Source organism: Streptomyces milbemycinicus (assembly GCF_002154605.1).
GTDB classification, from domain to species: Bacteria; Actinomycetota; Actinomycetes; order Streptomycetales; family Streptomycetaceae; genus Streptomyces; species Streptomyces milbemycinicus.
The window spans coordinates 23,615-41,530 of the sequence record NZ_MUNE01000036.1 but is presented as its reverse complement, the minus strand read 5'-3'; the positions used below and the strand labels follow the sequence as shown (position 1 = coordinate 41,530).

The following is a 17,916-nucleotide window of genomic DNA, read 5'->3' as shown; positions in this document are numbered from 1 at the left end:
GCCGAACTCCTCGTCCTGCGCCACGAAAACGCCGTGCTACGACACCGATGCAAGGGCCGCCATGAAGAAGTTCATGGCGGCCCGAGCACGGTGGCCGGGGGTGGCGATCTCGACCGTCGGGTCCAACCGCACCGCTTCCGGAGTGAGAGGTCCCGTAGTCGGGTCTGTGGTGCTCTTGGGTGGTCGGTGCCGTCACCAGCCCATCGACAGACCGGCGATGAACGACGTGAGCCGGTCGGAGATGAGTCGGTCGTCGTGCGCCGAGTAGTGCCAGTCGCAGCCCAGGAAGTCCAGCCCTGAGTCGTCGAGGAACCAGTAGCGTACCCGGCTGTCACCTGCGTCGTTGCGTGCCTTGACCACCTGCTGGACATGGCCGGCGAACTGGCCGGTGCCGACCGCCACGATGGTGGTCGTGGCCCCGTAGCGCGTCCGCAGCTTCTGGAGGAAGTCGCCGTAGGCGGTGCGGTAGGCGGCCGCCAGGCTGTCGGGCGTCCACGGCTCACCAGGGTTGATGGCGGTCGAGAAGTCGTTGGTGCCAAGGTTGACCACCACGAGCTGAGGGCGCCAGGTGCCCGGGTTCTGCCAGACGTCGCCGGACACGTTCAACAGGGCACGGTCGTAGAAGGTCCGGTAGGTGACGTCCGGAGAGCCTCCGTTGTAGTTGCGCACCATGCCGAGGCCCGAATAGCCGTTGATCTGGTAGTCGGCGTTCAGTTGCCGGGCGGTCAGGGCGCCGTAGCTCACGTCGGCGTTGGTGGTCCGCCTGACCCGGTCCCAGGTGCAGTCGCGCGAGGTCGAGAGGTTGCCGTAGCCCACCGTGAGGGAATCCCCGATGAACTCGATCTGGCGGTTGCGGGCCGCCGGTTTGCTCAGCACGGCACCGCCCGGCGCGGCGACGAAGCCTCCGAACGTGCTGGTGTCCCCTGGGCTGTCGTTGCGCTTGACGAGCCGGACGGTGTGCGCGCGGTCCTGCAGACCGTTGATCCAGTGCGTGGTCCGGCCGGGCGTGACGAGCGTGGCGACGGTGGCTCCGTCGACCTGGACGTCGTAGTCGGCGGCCGAATCGTTGAGCACGATGCCCACGCCGGTGCCCCTGACGGTGCCCTCGAAGTACACGCCGGGCCAGCTGTACTGCACCGTGTTTCCGGCGTCCTTCACCCGCCCGGCGGTGTGCACCTGAGCCAGCACTCCCGTCGTGGGGACCAGTTGCCACTGCTGGTTGGCCCCGCCCCAGTCAGTGAACTGCACGACCTTGGCGCCGTCAGCGGTGGAGGCGTTGTCGACCTCGACGGCCTTGCCGCTGTTGCGGTTGATCAGCCGGACGTAACCATCCGGCGAGTCGGCCAGCCGGAACTGCTGGTTGGTGCCGCCCGCGTCGCTCCACTGCACGATATCCGCGTGGTCGGCGGTGGAGTAGTTCAGGACGTCCAGCACCTTGCCGGAGTGCTGCGCCTTCAGCCGGTAGTAGCCGTTGCCCGAGTCGACGAACTGGAACCGCTGGTTGGCGCTGTCGGTGCGGGTCCACTGCGAGAGGCTCGCCCCGTCGGAGGTGCTCGCACCCGACACGTCGAGCGCCTCGCCGCTGCCACGGTTGACCAGCACGTACCACGCGTTCGGATCCACGGTGGCCGCCCGTGCCGTCGCGGCGGCGCCCAATCCGGCCAGGAGCGCCACCCAAAGGGCGGTCACCACGGTGAGCACCGTCGTTCGCGTCAGAGCCGTCGTCCGCCCGATGGGTGTCCCGGGCGGACGGCCCCGGCCGTCCTCGCTACGCCGGGCTGGAAAGTTTCGTTGATGAACCAGCTCTTGAGCACTGTCCGGTCCACGACGAGCGAGGCGTCGTCCTTGAGACCGAGGTAGCAGCCTGTGTCGGCGTCGCGGGGCCGGATCACGGAACGGCAGCCGGACGGCAGCGGAAGGGAACGGAGTGGCCACGAATCAGATCCCTCTGCAGGCGAATATGGATGACGGCTTGAGCGTGAGTTTGTCGAAGCGCATCGACGCTGCCAGTGCTCGCACGGGCTGTCAATGGACCGGAAAGAGAAACTTTCTTTCCACTTGAGCTCTTGTTTCGTACGAAACAAGCCCGCTAACTTCCAGTGCCAAGTGAAGCGCTTCGACAGCTCCAGGGGAAGGGCCCCGACCATGACGCACGCGTTGAACCGCGATGGCGGACAGCAGAAGACAGGCACCGATCCCGGGTTCAAGGACGCCGGCACACCATCATGGTGACCATCGCCGACGTGGCGAGACACGCGGGTGTCTCGCCCAGCACGGTCAGCTACGTCCTGAACGGCTCCCACCAGATCTCCGAGACGACCCGCGGCCGTGTCCTGCGCTCCGTGGCGGAACTCGGCTTCCACCCCAACGCCGGAGCCAGGACGCTGGCCGGCCGCCGCTCGCGCATCATCGCGCTGGTGATGCCGCTGCGGACGGACATGTACGTCCCGGTCATGATGGAGATCGCCATCTCGGTCACGACCGAGGCACGGCGGCACGGGTACGACGTCCTGCTCGTCACCGACGAGGAGGGCCCCGAGGGCGTGCGGCGCGTCGCGGCGAGCGGGCTGGCCGACGGCGTGATCCTCATGGACGTCGAACTGGGCGACCCCCGCATCCCCGCGCTGCGCGCCCGGGGCACGCAGGCCGTGCTGATCGGCCTACCGGACGACCCGCACCAACTGTCCTGCGTCGACCACGACTTCACCGCCGCCGGCGCCCTGTGCGCGGACCACCTGGCGGACCTCGGTCACCGGGACGTGGGCTTCATCGGCTACGGCTCCGGCGTCTACAAGCGGCACGCCGGATACGCCGAACGAACCCTCGCCGGATTCCGCGAACGGGCGGAGCAGCGGAGGGTGCGCTTCCTGCACCGGCCCTGCGAGGGCACGTACGAATCCACCGCCTGGACCCTGACCCGGATCCTCGCCGACCGACCCGGCACCACGGGCTTCGTGGTGCAGAACGAGGCGGCGATCGGCCCGCTGCTAGGCCTGCTGAAGGCCGCTGGACGGTCCGTTCCCGAGGACACCTCGGTGGTCGCCCTCTGCCCGGAGCAGCTGGCCGAGCAGCACACACCCGCCCTCACCACCGTGTCCGGCCCCGGACAGGAACTGGGCCGCGTGGCGGTCGGCCAGATGATCCGGCGGCTGACCGCCGCACAGCGGGGCGAGCCGCCGACAGACGAACGGGTCCTTCTGCAGCCGACTCTGACCGTCCGCCAGAGCACTAATGGCCAACCCTCTCCGCCCAAAGAGCCGTCATGACAGCAGTGCGCATCAAGGCCCGACCGACCGAGAAGGACGACGTATGAAGGACATACGGCACCCCGCGCACTACCGCAGTCGGGGCCCGGGACGCCTGGCGGCCCTGCTGCTGACGCTGGTCGTCATGCTGGGGCTGACCGGCGGCACGGCACTGGCCTCGCCCAACGGCACGAGGGAAGCGTCACCGTCGGCGGTCAGGGTCCCGGCTTCCGCCATGGACGCCGTCGCGGCGATGCAGCCCAGCTGGAACCTGGGCAACACCCTGGACGCCATTCCCGACGAGACGTCCTGGGGCAACCCGCTGACCACCAGAAAGCTGCTCGCCACCATCCGCGCGCAGGGCTTCCGCAGCGTCCGCATCCCGGTGACCTGGACCGACCACCACTCGGCCACCGCCCCCTACGCCATCGACGCCGCGTACATGAACCGCGTCGAGCAGGTTGTCGACTGGGCGCTCGCCGAGGGCCTGTACGTCGTGATCAACATCCACCACGACTCATGGCAGTGGATCTCGAAGATGTCCACCGACCATGACGAGGTACTGGCCCGCTTCAACTCCCTGTGGACCCAGATAGCCGAGAGATTCCGGGACGCGCCGCGCGCACTGCTCTTCGAGAGCGTCAACGAACCGGTCTTCGACAACGCCACGGACACCCAGAAGACCCAGCTCCTGAACGAGCTCAACACCTCCTTCCACAAGGTCGTCCGCTCCTCCGGCGGCGGGAACACCGACCGTCTGCTCGTCCTGCCCACGGTGGGCTGCACGCCCTCCCAGACCCTCATGGACGACCTGTCCACCACCATCGGCGCACTGCACGACAGCAACCTCATCGCCACCGTGCACTACTACAGCTGGTACCCGTTCAGCGTGAACATCGCGGGCGGCACCCACTACGACGACAACGCCCAGAAGGACCTCGACGACGCCTTCGCCCGTATGCACGACACGTTCGTCGCCAAGGGCATCCCCGTCTACCTCGGCGAGTACGGCCTGCTCAGCTGGCCGGACCACAACCATCCGGACCGCGTCGAGCGCGGCGAGGCGCTGAAGTACTTCGAACACCTCGGATACAAGGCGCGTGTCGCCGACGTCACCACGGCGCTGTGGGACCCCTTCGCCTACCTGAACCGCGACACCCTGCAATGGCGGGACCCCGCCCTGTTCGCCTGGATCAAGTCCAGCTGGACCACCCGCTCGGGAACCACCTCCTTCGACAAGATCTTCCTGCCGAAGTCCAGCCCCATCACCGCCCAGTCGCTCACCCTGAACCGGAACGGCACCAGCTTCCGCGGCCTGTGGCACGGCCGCACCAAGCTGGTCGCGGGACGCGACTACACCGTCTCCGGAAACCGGCTCGCCCTCACGGCCAAGGCCCTGACCCGGCTCGCCGGCGATCGTGCCTACGGGGTCAACGCAACGCTCCGAGCGCGGTTCTCCCGCGGGCTGCCGTGGCAGATCGACGTGGTCACCCACGACACGCCGGTCCTGACGGACGCCACCGGGACGACGAGCTCGTTCACCATCCCCACGCAGTACCGGGGTGACGTACTGGCGACCATGCACGCCACGTACGCCGACGGCAGCAACGCCGGCCAGACCAGCTGGACTCCGTACCAGGAGTTCAACAAGGCCTTCTCACCGGACTACTCGGGCGGCAAGATCATCCTGACCCCCGAATTCCTGAACGCACTCCGCGACACCGAGCCGGTGACGCTGACCTTCCACTTCTACAGCGGAGCCACCGTCACCTACCACGTCACCAAGTCCGGACCCTCGGTCACCGGCACGGCCTCCTGACCGACCCCTCCTCGCTCCCTGGCCGCCCGCTCCCCCGGGCGGCCAGGACACAGCGGTCGTTCCCCTCGGGCTCACTCCTCCTTCGGCACAGCCGTGCTCTCCCGGACCGTGAGGGTGGTCACGATCTCCAGCCCCACCTGGGGCACCGCCTCACCCCGGCCGAGCGCGAGGGCCAGCTCGGTGGCGGCCGTCGCCATCTCGGCCAGCGGCTGATGGACAGTGGTCAGAGGCGGATCCATCCAGGCCACGGCCGGCACGTCGTCGAAACCCACCACGCTCAGGTCATGCGGGATACCCAGGCCCAGCTCCCGCGCGGCCTGATAGACACCGAGCGCCTGCATGTCGTTGGCGGTGAACACGGCGGTGGGACGATCGGGTCGGGACAGCAGCCCCCGCGCCGCCACGTACCCGTGTTCACGCGAGAGCTGCGTCTTCACCACCAGACCGGGGTCCGTCGGCAGGCCCGCCTCCGCGAGGGCGGAGACGTAACCGGAGAGCCGAGCGCGGCAGAAGTCGTGGTCCGGCCCGCTGATCATGGCGATGCGCCGGTGCCCCAATTCGACCAGATGCCGGGTCGCCGCCTGACCACCTCTCCAGTTCGTCGCTCCCACGAACGGCACTCCGTCCGGCAACTCGTCGATCGGGTCAAAGACAACGAAGGGGATGCCCTTGGCGGTCAGTTGCTCCCGCTCCGTCTCAAGGAGCTGGGCCACCGACAGTACGGCCTGCGGTCGCCGCCCCACCGTGTCGCCGATGGTCCTTCCGTCCGCGTCCGACAGCCCGAACTCCGACACCAGCAACCCGACCCCGTTCCTGCGGGCCACGCGCTCGACTCCGCGGATGATCTCCACGGACCACATGTGCTCCAGCTCGCGGAACACCAGCTCCACCAGATTGCTCCGGCTCTGGGGAGGTTTGCGGTAACCGTACTCATGGATCAGCTGCTCGACCCGGGCCCGGGTCTCGTCCGACACTCCGGACCTGCCGTTGAGCACTTTCGACACGGTGGGAATCGAGACGCCCGCGGACTCGGCGATGTACGCGATCGTCACCGACGCGGGTCCCGCGCCACGCTCCCTGTGTTCGTCCGCCGAAGGTCTTCCCGATCGGTTGTCCGGCACGGTCGCCTTTCCCCATCCCCTCGACTGCTGCAACCGCCATTCTGACACCTTCGATCAGCCCTGCGTCCCGCCTCGCCTGCCCGTTGCACCCCGGCGCCGGCTCCGGCGTCGAGTCGGCTTCCCGCGCCCGAGGCTCCGCCACGCTGCTTCCCTTCCTGCCCCTCGTCACAAGGACCACCATGGCTCTGTCTGATCAAAATCCTGACGACCTCCTCGCCTACCGGCCGGAGGTGTCCGTGCCGGAGGACTTCGATGCCTTCTGGCAGCGGACCCTGGCCGAAGCCCGCGCCCGAGGCGGAGCGGTGAAGGCTGAGCGGGTCACCGACCGCCACCTGCTGAGCACGGTCGAGGTGGACGACGTACGCTTCCCCGGCTGGAACGGCGAACCCGTGGCCGCCTGGCTGCTGCGCCCGCGCGGCGCCGAGGAGCCGCTGCCGGTCGTCGTCACCTACATCGGGTACTCCGGCGGCCGCGGGCTGCCCACCGACCACCTGCTGTGGTCCGCGGCCGGTTACGCCCAACTCGTCGTCGACAGCCGCGGACAGGGCCACGACACCCCGGACCACGGCGAGGGCGACGGTACGCAATGGGCCGAAGGCTTCATGACCCGCGGCGTCGACTCACCTGACAACTACTACTATCGCCGCCTCATGACGGACTGTGTACGCGCCGTGGACGCGATCGTCGAACTGCCCGGACTGGATGCCGGGCGGGTGGTTGTGGCGGGCGGCAGCCAGGGTGGCGGCCTGGCTCTCGCGGTCGCCGGACTCGCCCCGGACCGGGTGGCGGCAGTGGTTCCGGACCTCCCGTTTCTGTGCCACTTCCGCCAGGCGGCGCAGATCAGCGGGGAGGGCCCGTACCTGGAACTCACCAGATATCTGCGCTGGCACAGTCCGCATCGCGTCGAGACGACCTTCGCCACACTCGACTACTTCGACGGTGTCCACTTCGCCCGTCGGGCGACCGCCCCGGCACTGTTCAGCGTCGGCCTCATGGACCCGATCTGCCCGCCCTCCACCGTCTACGCCGCCTTCAACCACTACGCGGGGGCGGACCGGACCATGACCGTCTGGCCCTTCGCCGACCACGGCGGCGGCTTCGGCCGGAACACCGCGGTGCAGCTGAAATGGCTGCGCCAACGCGGTCTGGCCCCGCAGCAGTAGGCGAAGGCGTCCGGGCCACAGCCGTCAGGCGCTGAAGCGGATGACCAGGCGGGTGGGCAGGATCAGCGGGGTGGGGTCCTGTCCGCTGATGAGCGCGACGAGCATGCGCGCCATCTCCCGTCCCAAAGCCGCTATGGGCTGATGGACGGTGGTGAGCGGCGGATCGGCGATCTGGGCGACGGCCAGGTCGTCGAAGCCGACCACTGCGACATCGGCGGGGACCAGTCGGCCGGCCTCGCGCAACGTGCGCAGCGCTCCCGCACCCATGTTGTCGTTGGCGGCGAACACCCCGTCCAGGTCGGGGTGGTTCACCAGCAGTGCGGCCATGGCGGCGGCTCCGCTGGGCTCGGTGAAGTCCCCCTCCTGCGGCGGGAACGGATCGAGGCGGGCGGCCAGCATGGCGTCCCGGTAGCCGCGGTACCGGGCGCGTCCGGCCTCGGTGTCCAGTCGCCCGCAGATCGCGGCTACGCGCGTCCGGCCGCGCGAGACCAGGAACTCGGTCGCCTCGCGCGCTCCACCGACGTTGTCGACGTCCACGTACCACCGGGGAGCCGAACCGACCGGGCGTCCGCCGAACACGACGGGCATCACCGCCTCCTCGGCCATACGGGCCAGCGGATCGTTCTCACGCAGCGCCATCAGCATGACGCCGTCGGCGCCCTTGGAGCGAAGGAGCTCCTCCACCCGCTTGCGGCCCCGGTCGGAAGCGGCCAGGCACAGCATCAGATGCAGGTCGGCCTCCTCCAGTGCGGCCGACGCCCCCACGATCACCTGGGCGAAGAACGGATCCGCGAAGATCGACGGATCCTCTCCCGAGACGACCAGGGCGGCCGCTCCTGTCTGGCGGGTGGCCAGAGCGCGGGCGGTCGGATTGGGTACGTAACCGAGTTGCCGGACGGCCCGCTCGACCGCCTCGCGTTTGGCGCGGCTGACGTGCGGTGCGTTGTTGAGGGCGCGGGAAGCCACGGAGCGGGAGACGCCGGCGAGTTCGGTCACCTCGTCGAGCGTCGGCTGCCGACGCGGCGCATCTTCTGCCATGAGCCTATGAGCCTTTCCCGCTCGGCCGGACGGGAAGCGTCTCACCCCGGCCCATGCCGCCGCCACCGCCCGGTTGGGAGACAGGACAGGTACGGAGCCTCAGGGACCGGAGGGGGCTGGGAGCGCTTCCAGTTGTGGACTGTAGAGCCTCGTCCTCGCCATGTGAAGGGCGGGTTGTTACGTCGACCCTTGACAGCTTGACCAGCCCGCAACACGATACCGACCACACCCCAAAGGCCTCGGCGCTGTTGGGACCGCTCCCAATGGGAGCGCTCCCAGTGCTCTCTGCCGACCTTCGGAGATGTCGTCCCTGCTGGAGAGTCGCCAGCACAACGGGACGCCGTACCACCGCACTTCCTCAGCAGGTCGCACGCTCGGGACCAGAGCGTGCGACGCATCCCTGTCAGGAAACCGAGGTACAGTCATGCGCCGCAGACTCCGCGTCCTGGTGGCAGCGCTCTTCACGCTGCCGCTTGCACTCGCCGTCGCACCGTCCGCCCACGCGGCCGACCCGACCACCATGACCAACGGGTTCTACGCGGACCCCGACTCCAGCGCGAAGAGGTGGGTCGCCGCCAACCCCGGCGACGGCCGGGCGCCCGCGATCAACGCCTCCCTCGCCAATACCCCGATGGCCCGCTGGTTCGGCTCCTGGAGCGGCACCATCGGCACCGCCACCGGCGCGTACGCGGGCGCCGCGGACTCCAGGGACAAACTGCCCATCCTCGTCGCCTACAACGTCTACAACCGCGACTACTGCGGCGGGCACTCCGCGGGCGGAGCCGCTTCGCCGTCCGCCTACGCGACCTGGATCGCCCAGTTCGCCGGGGGGATCGCCAACCGCCCGGCCGTCGTCATCCTCGAACCGGACTCGCTCGGGGACTACGGTTGCATGACCCAGGCTCAGATCGACGAACGCGAGGGCATGCTCACCGGCGCCCTCACCCAGTTCAGCCGCCAGGCCCCCAACACCTGGGTCTACCTCGACGCCGGCAACCCCGGTTGGGCGGACGCGGCGACCATGGCCCGGCGCCTCCACGAAGCCGGCCTCCGCCAGGCCCACGGCTTCTCCCTCAACGTCTCCAACTACTTCACCACGGCCGAGAACACCGCCTACGGCAACGCCGTCAACAGTGAACTCAACGCCCGCTACGGCTACACCAAGCCGTTCGTCGTGGACACCAGCCGCAACGGCAACGGCTCCAACGGCCAGTGGTGCAACCCCTCAGGCCGCCGTATCGGCACCCCCACCCAGCTGGGCGGAGGCGCCGAGATGCTCTTGTGGATCAAGGCCCCGGGCGAGTCCGACGGCAACTGCGGCGTCGGAGGCGGCTCCTCGGCCGGACAGTTCCTCCCCGAGGTCGCCTACAAGATGATCTACGGCTACTGATTCACATCCATCCAGCGACCAGGAGCAGCCATGCCACCACGCAGCCCACGGCGCCGCGCGGCCGCTGTGAGCGCGGCACTCACCGCGTGCGCCGCCCTCACCGCGACGCAGGCGCAGGCGCAGGCCACACCCGCGCAGGATGTGATCACCCCGGCCACGAAGTTCTACGTGGACCCGCACAGCAAGGCCGCGAAGCAGGCGCTCGTGGACCTCGGGAACGGTGACATCGAGAACGCCACGAACATGGCCAGGCTCGCGAGCTGGCCGCAGGCCGAGTGGTTCACCAAAGGCACGCCCGACGAGCTGCGCCCCGAGGTGAACAAGCTCGTCCACCGGGCCAGGGCCGTCAACCGGACCCCTGTCCTGGTCGCTTACAACGTCCCGGGCCGGGACTGCACCCGGTGAGTCCGACGGCAACTGCACGCGCAACACCGGCGGCACGATCGGCCCCGAGTACGGCATCGTCGACCCGCCCGCCGGCACCTGGTGGCCCGACCAGGCTCACACACTGGCCCGCAACGCGGCACCGCGCCTGACGTTCAACCGCTGAGCTCTGCCGGGCACCCTGGACATGTCCAGCCACGAGTTGCCGTTCACCCGTGGCTGGACGCTTCCGGCCGGGCCGCTCGGGTGCGGTTTCCGTACCGGGTCAAGCGCGGGAGCTTTCCTCCAGCTTCTCGAAGAAGAACTCGTGCTTGAGAAAGGAGACGTCGTACTCGTGGCCGGACTGCGGCGGCAGCAGTTGGGAGGCCTGGAAGAGGCGCCACCCGTCGTGCAGCGCGGCAAGCCCGGTGGGGTAGGGCGGCTCGTCGCTGTCACCGGTTGTCGGATGGGTTCGGCCGGTCCCGTCGTATCGGGACCAGCCCACGACGTCGGAGTCGAGCGCCGACGTCGCGAGGTAGAGGACCAGAATGTGCTGTCTCATGAGTGGCTCCCCAAGGTCGGCCGGTTGCTGACGCGCGTGACCCAGTAATCGATGTCGAACGAGTGGTCGCCGGTCAGGGCCCGCCACAGGAGGACCCGGTTGTAGATCTCCAGTCGGGCGGTGGCCTGCTCGTACCAGGGGAAGTACGTGTTGAGTTCCGCGGTCACGGCCGGGTCGTGCAGGTCGGAGGTGTCCCACAGGCGCACCTGCGGCACGGTCGGATTGAGACGGAGTTTGTACATGTGGCGACGGCGCGCGGTGTCGTTGCGGCGGCCACCGTGCCAGATGCCGTGGTGGACGAGGACGACCGTGCCTGCCGGGCAGGTCAGCCGCGTCTGTCCCCTGAGGTTCTGGACGCGGCCGACGTCCGTCTCGTTGATCCTTCGCAGATGGCTTCCGGGCACGCTGAGCGTGCCGCCCATCTCGGTGGTCACCTCGTGCGGGTAGTACATGAGCTGGATGTCGAACGCGTCCGGCCGCACGTCGATGATCGCGTCTCCGTGGAGCGGCTGTGCCTGTCCCTCGTGCGGCTCGCGCACATGCACCGCATGGTGGTCCACGGTCGGCTCAGGGCCGACCAGGCTCTCCACGGCGCCGGCGATGACCGGCAGAGCGAGCAGCTCGTGGACAAAGGTGTTCTGCGCGAACGCCTTGCCCAGCGGAGTGCCATAGGGCACATCTGGTATGCCCTCGGTCAATGTTGCGACGGCCCGTTCATTGATCTCCTGCGGCACCACTCCGTCCAAGCGCAGAAATCCCTGCGCCACGAAGCGTGCCACCTGAACCGACGTCAGGAGTTGCTTGCTGGTTGACATGCGACGAACGTACGTGCTCCGTCCGGCTGAGTGGTGGCCTGAAATCCTCCACTGCTGGTAAATTTCCGTCCTCGTGAAGCTCGTAACACTACGGCTCGAGGAGCCGCCCACCGTGGTCGATGCCGGCATCGGGGTACACGGCGTCTCCACCGCGCACGACGTCTTCCGGCTGCCCGACCTGTGGCAGCTGCACCTGTACAACTACGCGGGCGAGCTCTCCCTCGGGCAGTCGGTCCACGCCATCCGGCCCGGTCATGTCAGCCTGGTACCGCCGAACACGGAGGTGCATTTTCACTACCGGGGCAGATCGGAGCATTTCTACGTTCATCTACGGCTTCACGATGGCGGAACCGCGCGGGTGGTACCGGTGATGCAGGACGCCGCGGCCGAGAGCACGCGCCTGGCCGATCTGCTCCGACACGCCGTGACGGCCATACCGGCTTCTCCCTCCCGGGCCTCCGCCGGGGTCTGGGCCGCCCTGTGGCGCATCGCCGAGTTGCCGAGGAGCGATGGAGCCGGGCGCCACCACCCCTTCGTCGCCGCCGCACAGGCCTACATCGAGGAGCACCTGGCCGGCCCGCTGTCCGTACCGGACGTGGCTCGCACCGTCGGAATCTCCCACACGCACCTGACGCGCGTGTTCCGTGCCGAGACCGGCCTCACGGTCGTGTCGTACATCCGGCGCCGACGCCTGCAACGCGCCCGCCACCTCCTGTTGTCGTCCACCCTGTCCATCACCGCCATCGCCGGGGCCGTGGGCATTGCCGACCTCCAGGCCTTCAACAAGGCCTGCCGCCGCGAGCTCGGAGCGAGCCCTCGTCACATACGTGCGGCCGGACACGAGAGAGCCGGCGACGAGGTACTCGCAACCTCCGTCGAATGAGCCACCACCGACGGCGCGCTGCGGACCGAGGTCGAGCCGCGCCTGGAAAGGACGCGGACCGACCTCGGCCCGGATGTTCAATCAGCCACCGTTGATGGTCAGGTTGTTGGTGTTGAAGTTGAGTCCGCCGGACGACGAGGTGATCTCATAGCCGAACTGGACGTCGCCGATGGTCTCGTTGCCAGGCATCCAGCCCTTGGTGTACGCGATCCAGTTGAGGATCGGCTTGACGTCCACGGTGCCGGAGTTGGAGTTGGACGTTCGCAGGAACGAGAACACCTGGTTCGACCCGTTGGTGCCCTTGTAGACGTTCCAGTTGTGGCCGCCGAGGGTGACGTTGGCCTGCCAGGTGCCGATCGGGCCGACGGATCCGTTGTGGTTGACCCAGAGCATGATCTCGTACTGGTGGTCGGTGTCCCAGATGTCGTACGACGTGTTGTACGCGCCGGACGACGGGACGCTGACGTTGTAGTCGCTGGTGAGCCAGCCGAGGGAGTCGATCGTCTTGTTGATCGTCTTGGTTGAGTTGGGGTAGGACTTGATGCCGCCGGTGTTGGGGTGGTCGGCCCACACGCCCCAGCCGGTCCCGGAGTTGGCCCAGGTGCACTGGCTGCCCGCGCCGGAGCCCCAGATGTTGTTGAAGAGCTTGTAGCCGTCGAGGCTGGTGCTGCCCCACTGGTCGCAGGAGTTCCAGACTGCCGCAGCCGAAGCGGGGGCGGAGGCGAGGCCGACGGTGGCGCCGAGAGCCATCGTCGGCGCAAGCACCGCCATGGTGATCTTGCGTGTTCTGCTTTTAACCATGGTGTCCCTTCCACGGGTGGGGGGATTTGTGGGGGGGTGCTACCACGCCCCCATGCTGAGGGCGTGGTCCTCTCCGGCGACGAGATCGATCAGCTCCGCGTCGCCGGAAGGAGTTCTGACTTCGATTCGGACGGTGCGAGTCGGCCTCAGGACCGCCGTCGCCCCGTCGGGCCCCCAGGTCAGTTCGGCCTCGGCGCCGAATCGCGTGCGCACCCCCGTGAGTCGGCCCGCCGGGAGAGCGGGCGGCAGCGCGGGCAGGAGGGCCAGTCGGTGGGGGGTCGACTGGAGCAACATCTCGATCAGTACGGCGGGCAGGGTGTGCGCGGCGTCCGCGTTGTAGACGTGGCGGTTCGGGTAGTGGGCGCTCATCAGGGAGGCGTGGAAGAAGTCGCCGTCCAGGACCTGGCCGAGGGCGTGGGCGACGCGTTCGCCGTCCCGGAGCCGGACGGCGATGAGCGCGTGGTGGAGGTGGCCGTGCGCGGAGTCGTTCTCGGCGCCGCGCAGCTCGAGGGCGCGGTGGGCGGCGGCCGCGAGGTCGGGGGTGTCGTAGGGGGTGATCTCGTCGAGCGGCCAGACGCCGTAGAGGTGGCTGAGGTGACGGTGGTCGTAGGAGTCCAGGAGGCCGGGCCAGGCCCATTCGGCGAGGGCGCCGTCCTCGTTGATCCGATGCGGCGGGAGCCGCTCGGCGAGAGCTTGCCAGCGGTCGGCCTCCGGGGTGTCCGGGTGGTAGTCGGCCGCGGTGAGCAGGGCGTGGCGGGCCGCTGAGAGGTCCATGGCGGCGTTGATCGTGCCCCAGCTCGCGTTGGCGGGGCGATTCTCGGGTGAGTAGGAGGGAACGACGACGAGGTGGCCGTCGTCATCGGTGCGGGTGAGGAAGTCCTCGTAGAACAAGGCGACTTCGGCGAGGGCGGACGCGGTGCGCGGGTCGCGGGTTCCGTGGGTCTCGTCGTGGTCGACGAGCGGCTTGAGCAGCCAGTCGGCGCCCGCGGTCCACAGGTGCAGGGGGTACTCGCGGTTGAAGTGGTACGAGTGGCCCGACTCGCCGTCGGTGTGGGCGGGGGCGACTACGCCCCGGGCGCCGAAGACCGCGCGGGCGTTGTCGCGCCAGTCGGGGAGCTGGCGGTGAATCAGCGCGGCATGGGCCTCGGTGACCTCGGGGAGGGCGGCGGCCGCGGCGGAGGCGGTCTGGAGGTTGAGGTTGGCGTCGTTGGTGAACGCGCCCGACCAGGCGGTGTTCCAGTCGCCGGTCCACAGGCCGGTCAGGCGGGGCGGGAAGAGGCCGCCGGCAGACAGCAGGTGGTAGCGGCCGGCCGCGAAGAGGCGCTCCAGCAGGGCGGCGTCCCGCGGTCTCTTCAGCAACTCCGAACCTGGCAGGGCCCGTGCGGCCGCACCGGCGGCGAGATCGAGGGTGACTCGCTGGTAGGCGGTGCGGTGGAGGGCGACGTGGCGTTCGAGGAGCTCGTCGTACACCGTCGGCAGGTCGCGCAGGGCCCGGCCTTCCACGGTCACGTCGAGTTCGCCGGTGTGCCGCCGAACCCGGGTGAGGAGCAGTACGGACCGGGCGCCCTCGACGTGCGCGTGAGGCGGGGCGAGGGTCGTCGTGCCGCCGGTGACGACGACCAGGGTGACGCCGGTGAAGGCGCGGTCACTGTCGGGGTAGCGGGCGCGCAGGCTCAGCAGAGCGCCCTCGGGGATGACGACGGCTCCGTGGCCGACAGCCAGGTGGGCGGGGGCGCCGGGGAGGCGGTGGTCCAGGGAGATGTCGAGGGCGAGGCCGGGCGCCGTGATGTGCTGGACGATCACGTCGTCGGCGCGGGAGACGAAGACCCGGCTTCTCCAGCCGGCGCAGGTCGCCCGTACGACGCCCGTCGTGAAGTCGACGTCGCGGCGGTAGTCGTGGCAGCCGGCGACGGGGCGGGCCAGACGGACCTGGAAGGCGGGGTGGAAGGGCCGTACCCACTGCATCGGACGGCCGTCGGTGAAGCCCTCCGCGGCGGTGCGGTCGCCGGCCAGGAGGCGGTCCTGCAGTGCGGGCAGTTCGGCGGCGAGCCGGGGAGGACGGCGGTGCTCGCCGTCGCCGCCCGGCCGTACCAGGGTGTGATGCGTGACGACGACCCGCTCGGCGTCCGGTTCCCCGAACACAAGGGCGCCGTGATGGCCGTTGCCGCTCAGGAAGCCGTCCTCCCAGCGGGCGGCCGGGTGCGGCTCCCAGGTGCCGTGGACGGGTCCGTTGATCGCAGTCATGGCCGGAGCACCGCCACGCCATAGCGGCCGAGGGTCACCCGGTCGGTGGCGGCCTCCCCCGTCAGCAGGTCGTGGTGGGTGCCGGGCACCTCGACGGTCACCGGCTCGCGGCCGTGGTTGAGCACGAACAGCACCTCGCCCCGGCGTACGCACTCGACCTGCTCGGGGAGGCCGTCGAGGACCGGCCGGACGCCTGCGCCGGAGGCGATCCGGGCCAGCAGGTCGCGCAGCGCCTCCGGCTCCGGGAGCGTGGAGACGTACCAGGCCCGGCCCTTGCGCAGGACGGCGGGCAGTCCGTCGAGTTCACCGCCTTTGTACGGCACGCTCTCCTCGGCGGTGCCGTCGGCCTCCAGCTCCTCGGACCACAGGGACGCCCGGAAGCCCTCGCAGCTGACGGTCTCCCCGGCGCCCAGCGGCCACCACTCGTGCAGGGTCCGGATGCCGAACAGCTCGCGCAGCCGGGCGTCCATGCCGCCGCGGCGGACCCGGTCGTCCTCGTCGGCGACGCCGGTCTGGAAACCGCACACGAGGGTGCCGCCGCCGCGGACGTAGGCGAGGAGGTTGTCGATCGCCGCGTCGGTGAGCGCGTACAGCTGCGCCGCGACGACCACCGGGTACGGCGTCAGGTCGTGCTCGGGGTGGGCGAAGTCGGTGGTGAGGTGCGCCTGCCAGAGGGCTCGGTGCCAGGCGCGCAGGACGTCCGGGTAGTCCGCCTGGGTGGACAGGCGGCCGTCCTGGGCGCCGGCCCACCAGGAGTTCCAGTCGTGCAGGACGGCGACGTCGGCGGTGCCGTGCAGGCCCGAGACGTCCGGGGCGATCCGCGCGAGGTCCGCGCCGAGCTGCTTGACCTCCTGGTAGGTCCGGCCGTCCTCCCCGGCGTGGCTGACCATGCCGGAGTGGAACTTCTCCGCGCCCTGCCGGGACTGCCGCCACTGGAAGTAGCAGACGGCGTCGGCGCCCCGGGCCACGGCCTGGAGGGACCAGAGCCGGTTGAGGCCGCGTGGCTTGGGGTGGTTCACACCCCGCCAGTTGACGGGCCCGGCCGCCTGTTCCATGAGCATCCACGGCCCGCGTGCCTGGGAGCGGGTCATGTCCTGGACGAGGGCGCCGTTCTGGGCGCCCAGCGGGTCGCGCGGGTCGGGGTAGATGTCGACGGAGACGACGTCCTCCTCCTCCGCCCAGCGCCAGGCGTCCTGGCCGAACCACAGCGGCATGAAGTTGCTGGTGACCGGCAGGTGCGGGGTGTGGCGGCGGACGATGTCCCGCTCGGCGACGTAGCACTCCAGGAGCATGTCGGAGGTGAAGCGCCTGAAGTCCAGCACCTGGCCGGGGTTGCGCATGTAGTGCGGCAGGCGGGGCGGCAGGATACCGTCCCAGGTGTCGTAGCCCTGGCTCCAGAAGGCGGTGCCCCAGGCCTCGTTGAGGGCGTCGAGCGAGCCGTACTTCTCGCGCAGCCAGCGGCGGAAGGCGGCCGCGGCCTGGTCGCCGTAGTCGAAGGTGCAGTACTCGTTGTTGATGTGCCACATGGTGAGGGCGGGGTGGTCGCCGTAGCGGGCGGCGAGGTCCTCGGTGATGGCGGCGGCGTAGCGCCGGTAGGTGGCGCTGGAGTGCGAGAAGTGCTGTCGGCCGCCCCACCACTCGGTGCGGCCGTCCTCGGTGACGGGCAGGGTGTCCGGGTGCAGCCGGCCCATCCAGGGCGGGGGTGAGGAGGTGGGAGTGGCGAGGACGACGCCGATGCCGTTGTCGTGCATCAGGTCCATCAGCGTGTCCAGCCAGCCGAACTCCCGGGCCCCGGGCTCCGGTTCCAGCGTCGACCAGGAGAAGACGCCGAGGGTGACCGAGTTGACCCCGGCCGCCTTCATCAGCCGGACGTCCTCGTGCCAGGTCTCCTCGGGCCACTGCTCGGGGTTGTAGTCGCCGCCGAAGAGCAGGCGGCCTCGTGTCACGTCACTCAGGTCGGGCATCAGGCGGGCTCCCCGTACTGCCCGCCGCGCTCGTTGGTGGCGAGGTACTCCCGGTTCGGGTGGACCGGGTCGACGGCCATGGCCTCGACGCCGAGGAGGTTCCAGTCGTCCCAGCCGAGGTGGTCGGTCAGCGGGGTCCAGCGGTCGGCCCGGTCGTCCCAGCGGTAGGCGCCCCCGATGTCGGTCCGGGCGTAGGCGAGCCCGCGCACGGACGGGTGGAACAACACCCCGGTGACGAACCCGGTGCCGCCCATGACGGCGTTGCGCCACCGGTAGCCGCTCTTCGCGACGGCCGCCGATGCAGCCGCCTGCGCCTGCCCCGAAGCCGTAGGCAGGGAGCCGACCGCGGCGGCGGCAGCGGAACCGGCAGGAACGGAACGTCTGCTGAGACAAAACGTGCTCATGACATACCTCGGTCGTGACGAAAGGGGAGGTTGAGCAAGGGCCAGGGGCTCCGGGACCTGCGCGACCAGCCACGGCAGAGCCGCGGGCGGCACACGACGGCCGG

14 protein-coding genes and 1 pseudogene are annotated in these 17,916 nt (G+C 69.6%); 6 read left to right on the top strand and 9 right to left on the bottom strand.

Annotated features, from left to right (window positions below; all coding sequences use genetic code 11):
- Positions 1-192: 192 nt before the first annotated feature.
- On the bottom strand, positions 193-1,692 hold the full coding sequence (locus tag CCN51_RS03125; RefSeq protein WP_106436789.1) for an RICIN domain-containing protein: 1,500 nt from the start codon (positions 1,690-1,692) through the stop codon (positions 193-195).
- 533 nt (positions 1,693-2,225) lie between these two features.
- Here CCN51_RS03125 and CCN51_RS03120 point away from each other — a divergent pair.
- Positions 2,226-3,266: a LacI family DNA-binding transcriptional regulator gene (locus tag CCN51_RS03120; RefSeq protein ID WP_014182527.1), complete on the top strand. Its 1,041-nt coding sequence runs from the start codon at positions 2,226-2,228 to the stop codon at positions 3,264-3,266.
- Positions 3,267-3,309: 43 nt separating this feature from the next.
- Positions 3,310-5,064: a cellulase family glycosylhydrolase gene (locus CCN51_RS03115; RefSeq protein WP_014182528.1), complete on the top strand. Its 1,755-nt coding sequence runs from the start codon at positions 3,310-3,312 to the stop codon at positions 5,062-5,064.
- A 71-nt stretch (positions 5,065-5,135) separates the two neighbouring features.
- Here CCN51_RS03115 and CCN51_RS03110 read toward each other — a convergent pair whose 3' ends face one another.
- Complete coding sequence (locus CCN51_RS03110; protein ID WP_014182529.1) at positions 5,136-6,116, bottom strand: LacI family DNA-binding transcriptional regulator; 981 nt, start codon at positions 6,114-6,116, stop codon at positions 5,136-5,138.
- 248 nt (positions 6,117-6,364) lie between these two features.
- On the opposite strand from CCN51_RS03110, the gene CCN51_RS03105 reads away from it, so the two are divergent.
- Positions 6,365-7,348, top strand: a complete 984-nt coding sequence (locus CCN51_RS03105) for an acetylxylan esterase (protein WP_014182530.1) — start codon at positions 6,365-6,367, stop codon at positions 7,346-7,348.
- A gap of 24 nt (positions 7,349-7,372) precedes the next feature.
- On the opposite strand, the gene CCN51_RS03100 is transcribed toward CCN51_RS03105, so the two are convergent.
- A complete protein-coding gene (locus CCN51_RS03100) occupies positions 7,373-8,386 on the bottom strand; it encodes a LacI family DNA-binding transcriptional regulator (protein ID WP_014182531.1) in 1,014 nt (337 codons plus the stop codon).
- A gap of 424 nt (positions 8,387-8,810) precedes the next feature.
- Here CCN51_RS03100 and CCN51_RS03095 point away from each other — a divergent pair, with 424 nt between their 5' ends.
- Together CCN51_RS03095 and CCN51_RS03090 are read left to right on the top strand one after the other, a co-directional pair.
- Complete coding sequence (locus tag CCN51_RS03095; RefSeq protein ID WP_014182532.1) at positions 8,811-9,776, top strand: glycoside hydrolase family 6 protein; 966 nt, start codon at positions 8,811-8,813, stop codon at positions 9,774-9,776.
- A 30-nt stretch (positions 9,777-9,806) separates the two neighbouring features.
- Positions 9,807-10,181, top strand: a complete 375-nt coding sequence (locus CCN51_RS03090) for a glycoside hydrolase family 6 protein (protein ID WP_014182533.1) — start codon at positions 9,807-9,809, stop codon at positions 10,179-10,181.
- Between the two features lie 244 nt (positions 10,182-10,425).
- On the opposite strand, the gene CCN51_RS03085 is transcribed toward CCN51_RS03090, so the two are convergent.
- Positions 10,426-10,701, bottom strand: coding sequence for a hypothetical protein (locus tag CCN51_RS03085; protein WP_014182534.1), 276 nt, complete (start codon positions 10,699-10,701; stop codon positions 10,426-10,428).
- Positions 10,698-11,516, bottom strand: coding sequence for a phytanoyl-CoA dioxygenase family protein (locus CCN51_RS03080; protein WP_014182535.1), 819 nt, complete (start codon positions 11,514-11,516; stop codon positions 10,698-10,700). Before CCN51_RS03080 ends, CCN51_RS03085 begins: the two co-directional genes overlap by 4 nt.
- 112 nt (positions 11,517-11,628) lie before the next feature.
- On the opposite strand from CCN51_RS03080, the gene CCN51_RS03075 reads away from it, so the two are divergent.
- Positions 11,629-12,399, top strand: coding sequence for an AraC family transcriptional regulator (locus CCN51_RS03075; protein ID WP_014182536.1), 771 nt, complete (start codon positions 11,629-11,631; stop codon positions 12,397-12,399).
- Between the two features lie 81 nt (positions 12,400-12,480).
- On the opposite strand, the gene CCN51_RS03070 is transcribed toward CCN51_RS03075, so the two are convergent.
- From CCN51_RS03070 to CCN51_RS03055, 4 genes and pseudogenes are all read right to left on the bottom strand, one after another.
- A complete protein-coding gene (locus tag CCN51_RS03070) occupies positions 12,481-13,200 on the bottom strand; it encodes a glycoside hydrolase family 12 protein (protein ID WP_043488402.1) in 720 nt (239 codons plus the stop codon).
- Between the two features lie 39 nt (positions 13,201-13,239).
- Positions 13,240-15,444, bottom strand: a complete 2,205-nt coding sequence (locus CCN51_RS03065; protein ID WP_014182538.1) for a glycosyl hydrolase family 95 catalytic domain-containing protein — start codon at positions 15,442-15,444, stop codon at positions 13,240-13,242.
- Positions 15,441-17,408: a beta-galactosidase gene (locus tag CCN51_RS03060; RefSeq protein ID WP_014182539.1), complete on the bottom strand. Its 1,968-nt coding sequence runs from the start codon at positions 17,406-17,408 to the stop codon at positions 15,441-15,443. Before CCN51_RS03060 ends, CCN51_RS03065 begins: the two co-directional genes overlap by 4 nt.
- 38 nt (positions 17,409-17,446) lie before the next feature.
- Positions 17,447-17,812: pseudogene (locus CCN51_RS03055) on the bottom strand (1,4-beta-glucanase); the annotation flags it as partial.
- Positions 17,813-17,916: the final 104 nt, after the last annotated feature.

Coding starts and splice junctions, on each gene's coding strand:
- CCN51_RS03060 (WP_014182539.1), bottom strand. CDS start 17,408: ATGCCCGACCTGAGTGACGTGACACGAGGCCGCCTGCTCTTCGGCGGC.
- CCN51_RS03080 (WP_014182535.1), bottom strand. CDS start 11,516: ATGTCAACCAGCAAGCAACTCCTGACGTCGGTTCAGGTGGCACGCTTC.
- CCN51_RS03085 (WP_014182534.1), bottom strand. CDS start 10,701: ATGAGACAGCACATTCTGGTCCTCTACCTCGCGACGTCGGCGCTCGAC.
- CCN51_RS03065 (WP_014182538.1), bottom strand. CDS start 15,444: ATGACTGCGATCAACGGACCCGTCCACGGCACCTGGGAGCCGCACCCG.
- CCN51_RS03095 (WP_014182532.1), top strand. CDS start 8,811: ATGCGCCGCAGACTCCGCGTCCTGGTGGCAGCGCTCTTCACGCTGCCG.
- CCN51_RS03070 (WP_043488402.1), bottom strand. CDS start 13,200: ATGGTTAAAAGCAGAACACGCAAGATCACCATGGCGGTGCTTGCGCCG.
- CCN51_RS03100 (WP_014182531.1), bottom strand. CDS start 8,386: ATGGCAGAAGATGCGCCGCGTCGGCAGCCGACGCTCGACGAGGTGACC.
- CCN51_RS03105 (WP_014182530.1), top strand. CDS start 6,365: ATGGCTCTGTCTGATCAAAATCCTGACGACCTCCTCGCCTACCGGCCG.
- CCN51_RS03115 (WP_014182528.1), top strand. CDS start 3,310: ATGAAGGACATACGGCACCCCGCGCACTACCGCAGTCGGGGCCCGGGA.
- CCN51_RS03090 (WP_014182533.1), top strand. CDS start 9,807: ATGCCACCACGCAGCCCACGGCGCCGCGCGGCCGCTGTGAGCGCGGCA.
- CCN51_RS03120 (WP_014182527.1), top strand. CDS start 2,226: ATGGTGACCATCGCCGACGTGGCGAGACACGCGGGTGTCTCGCCCAGC.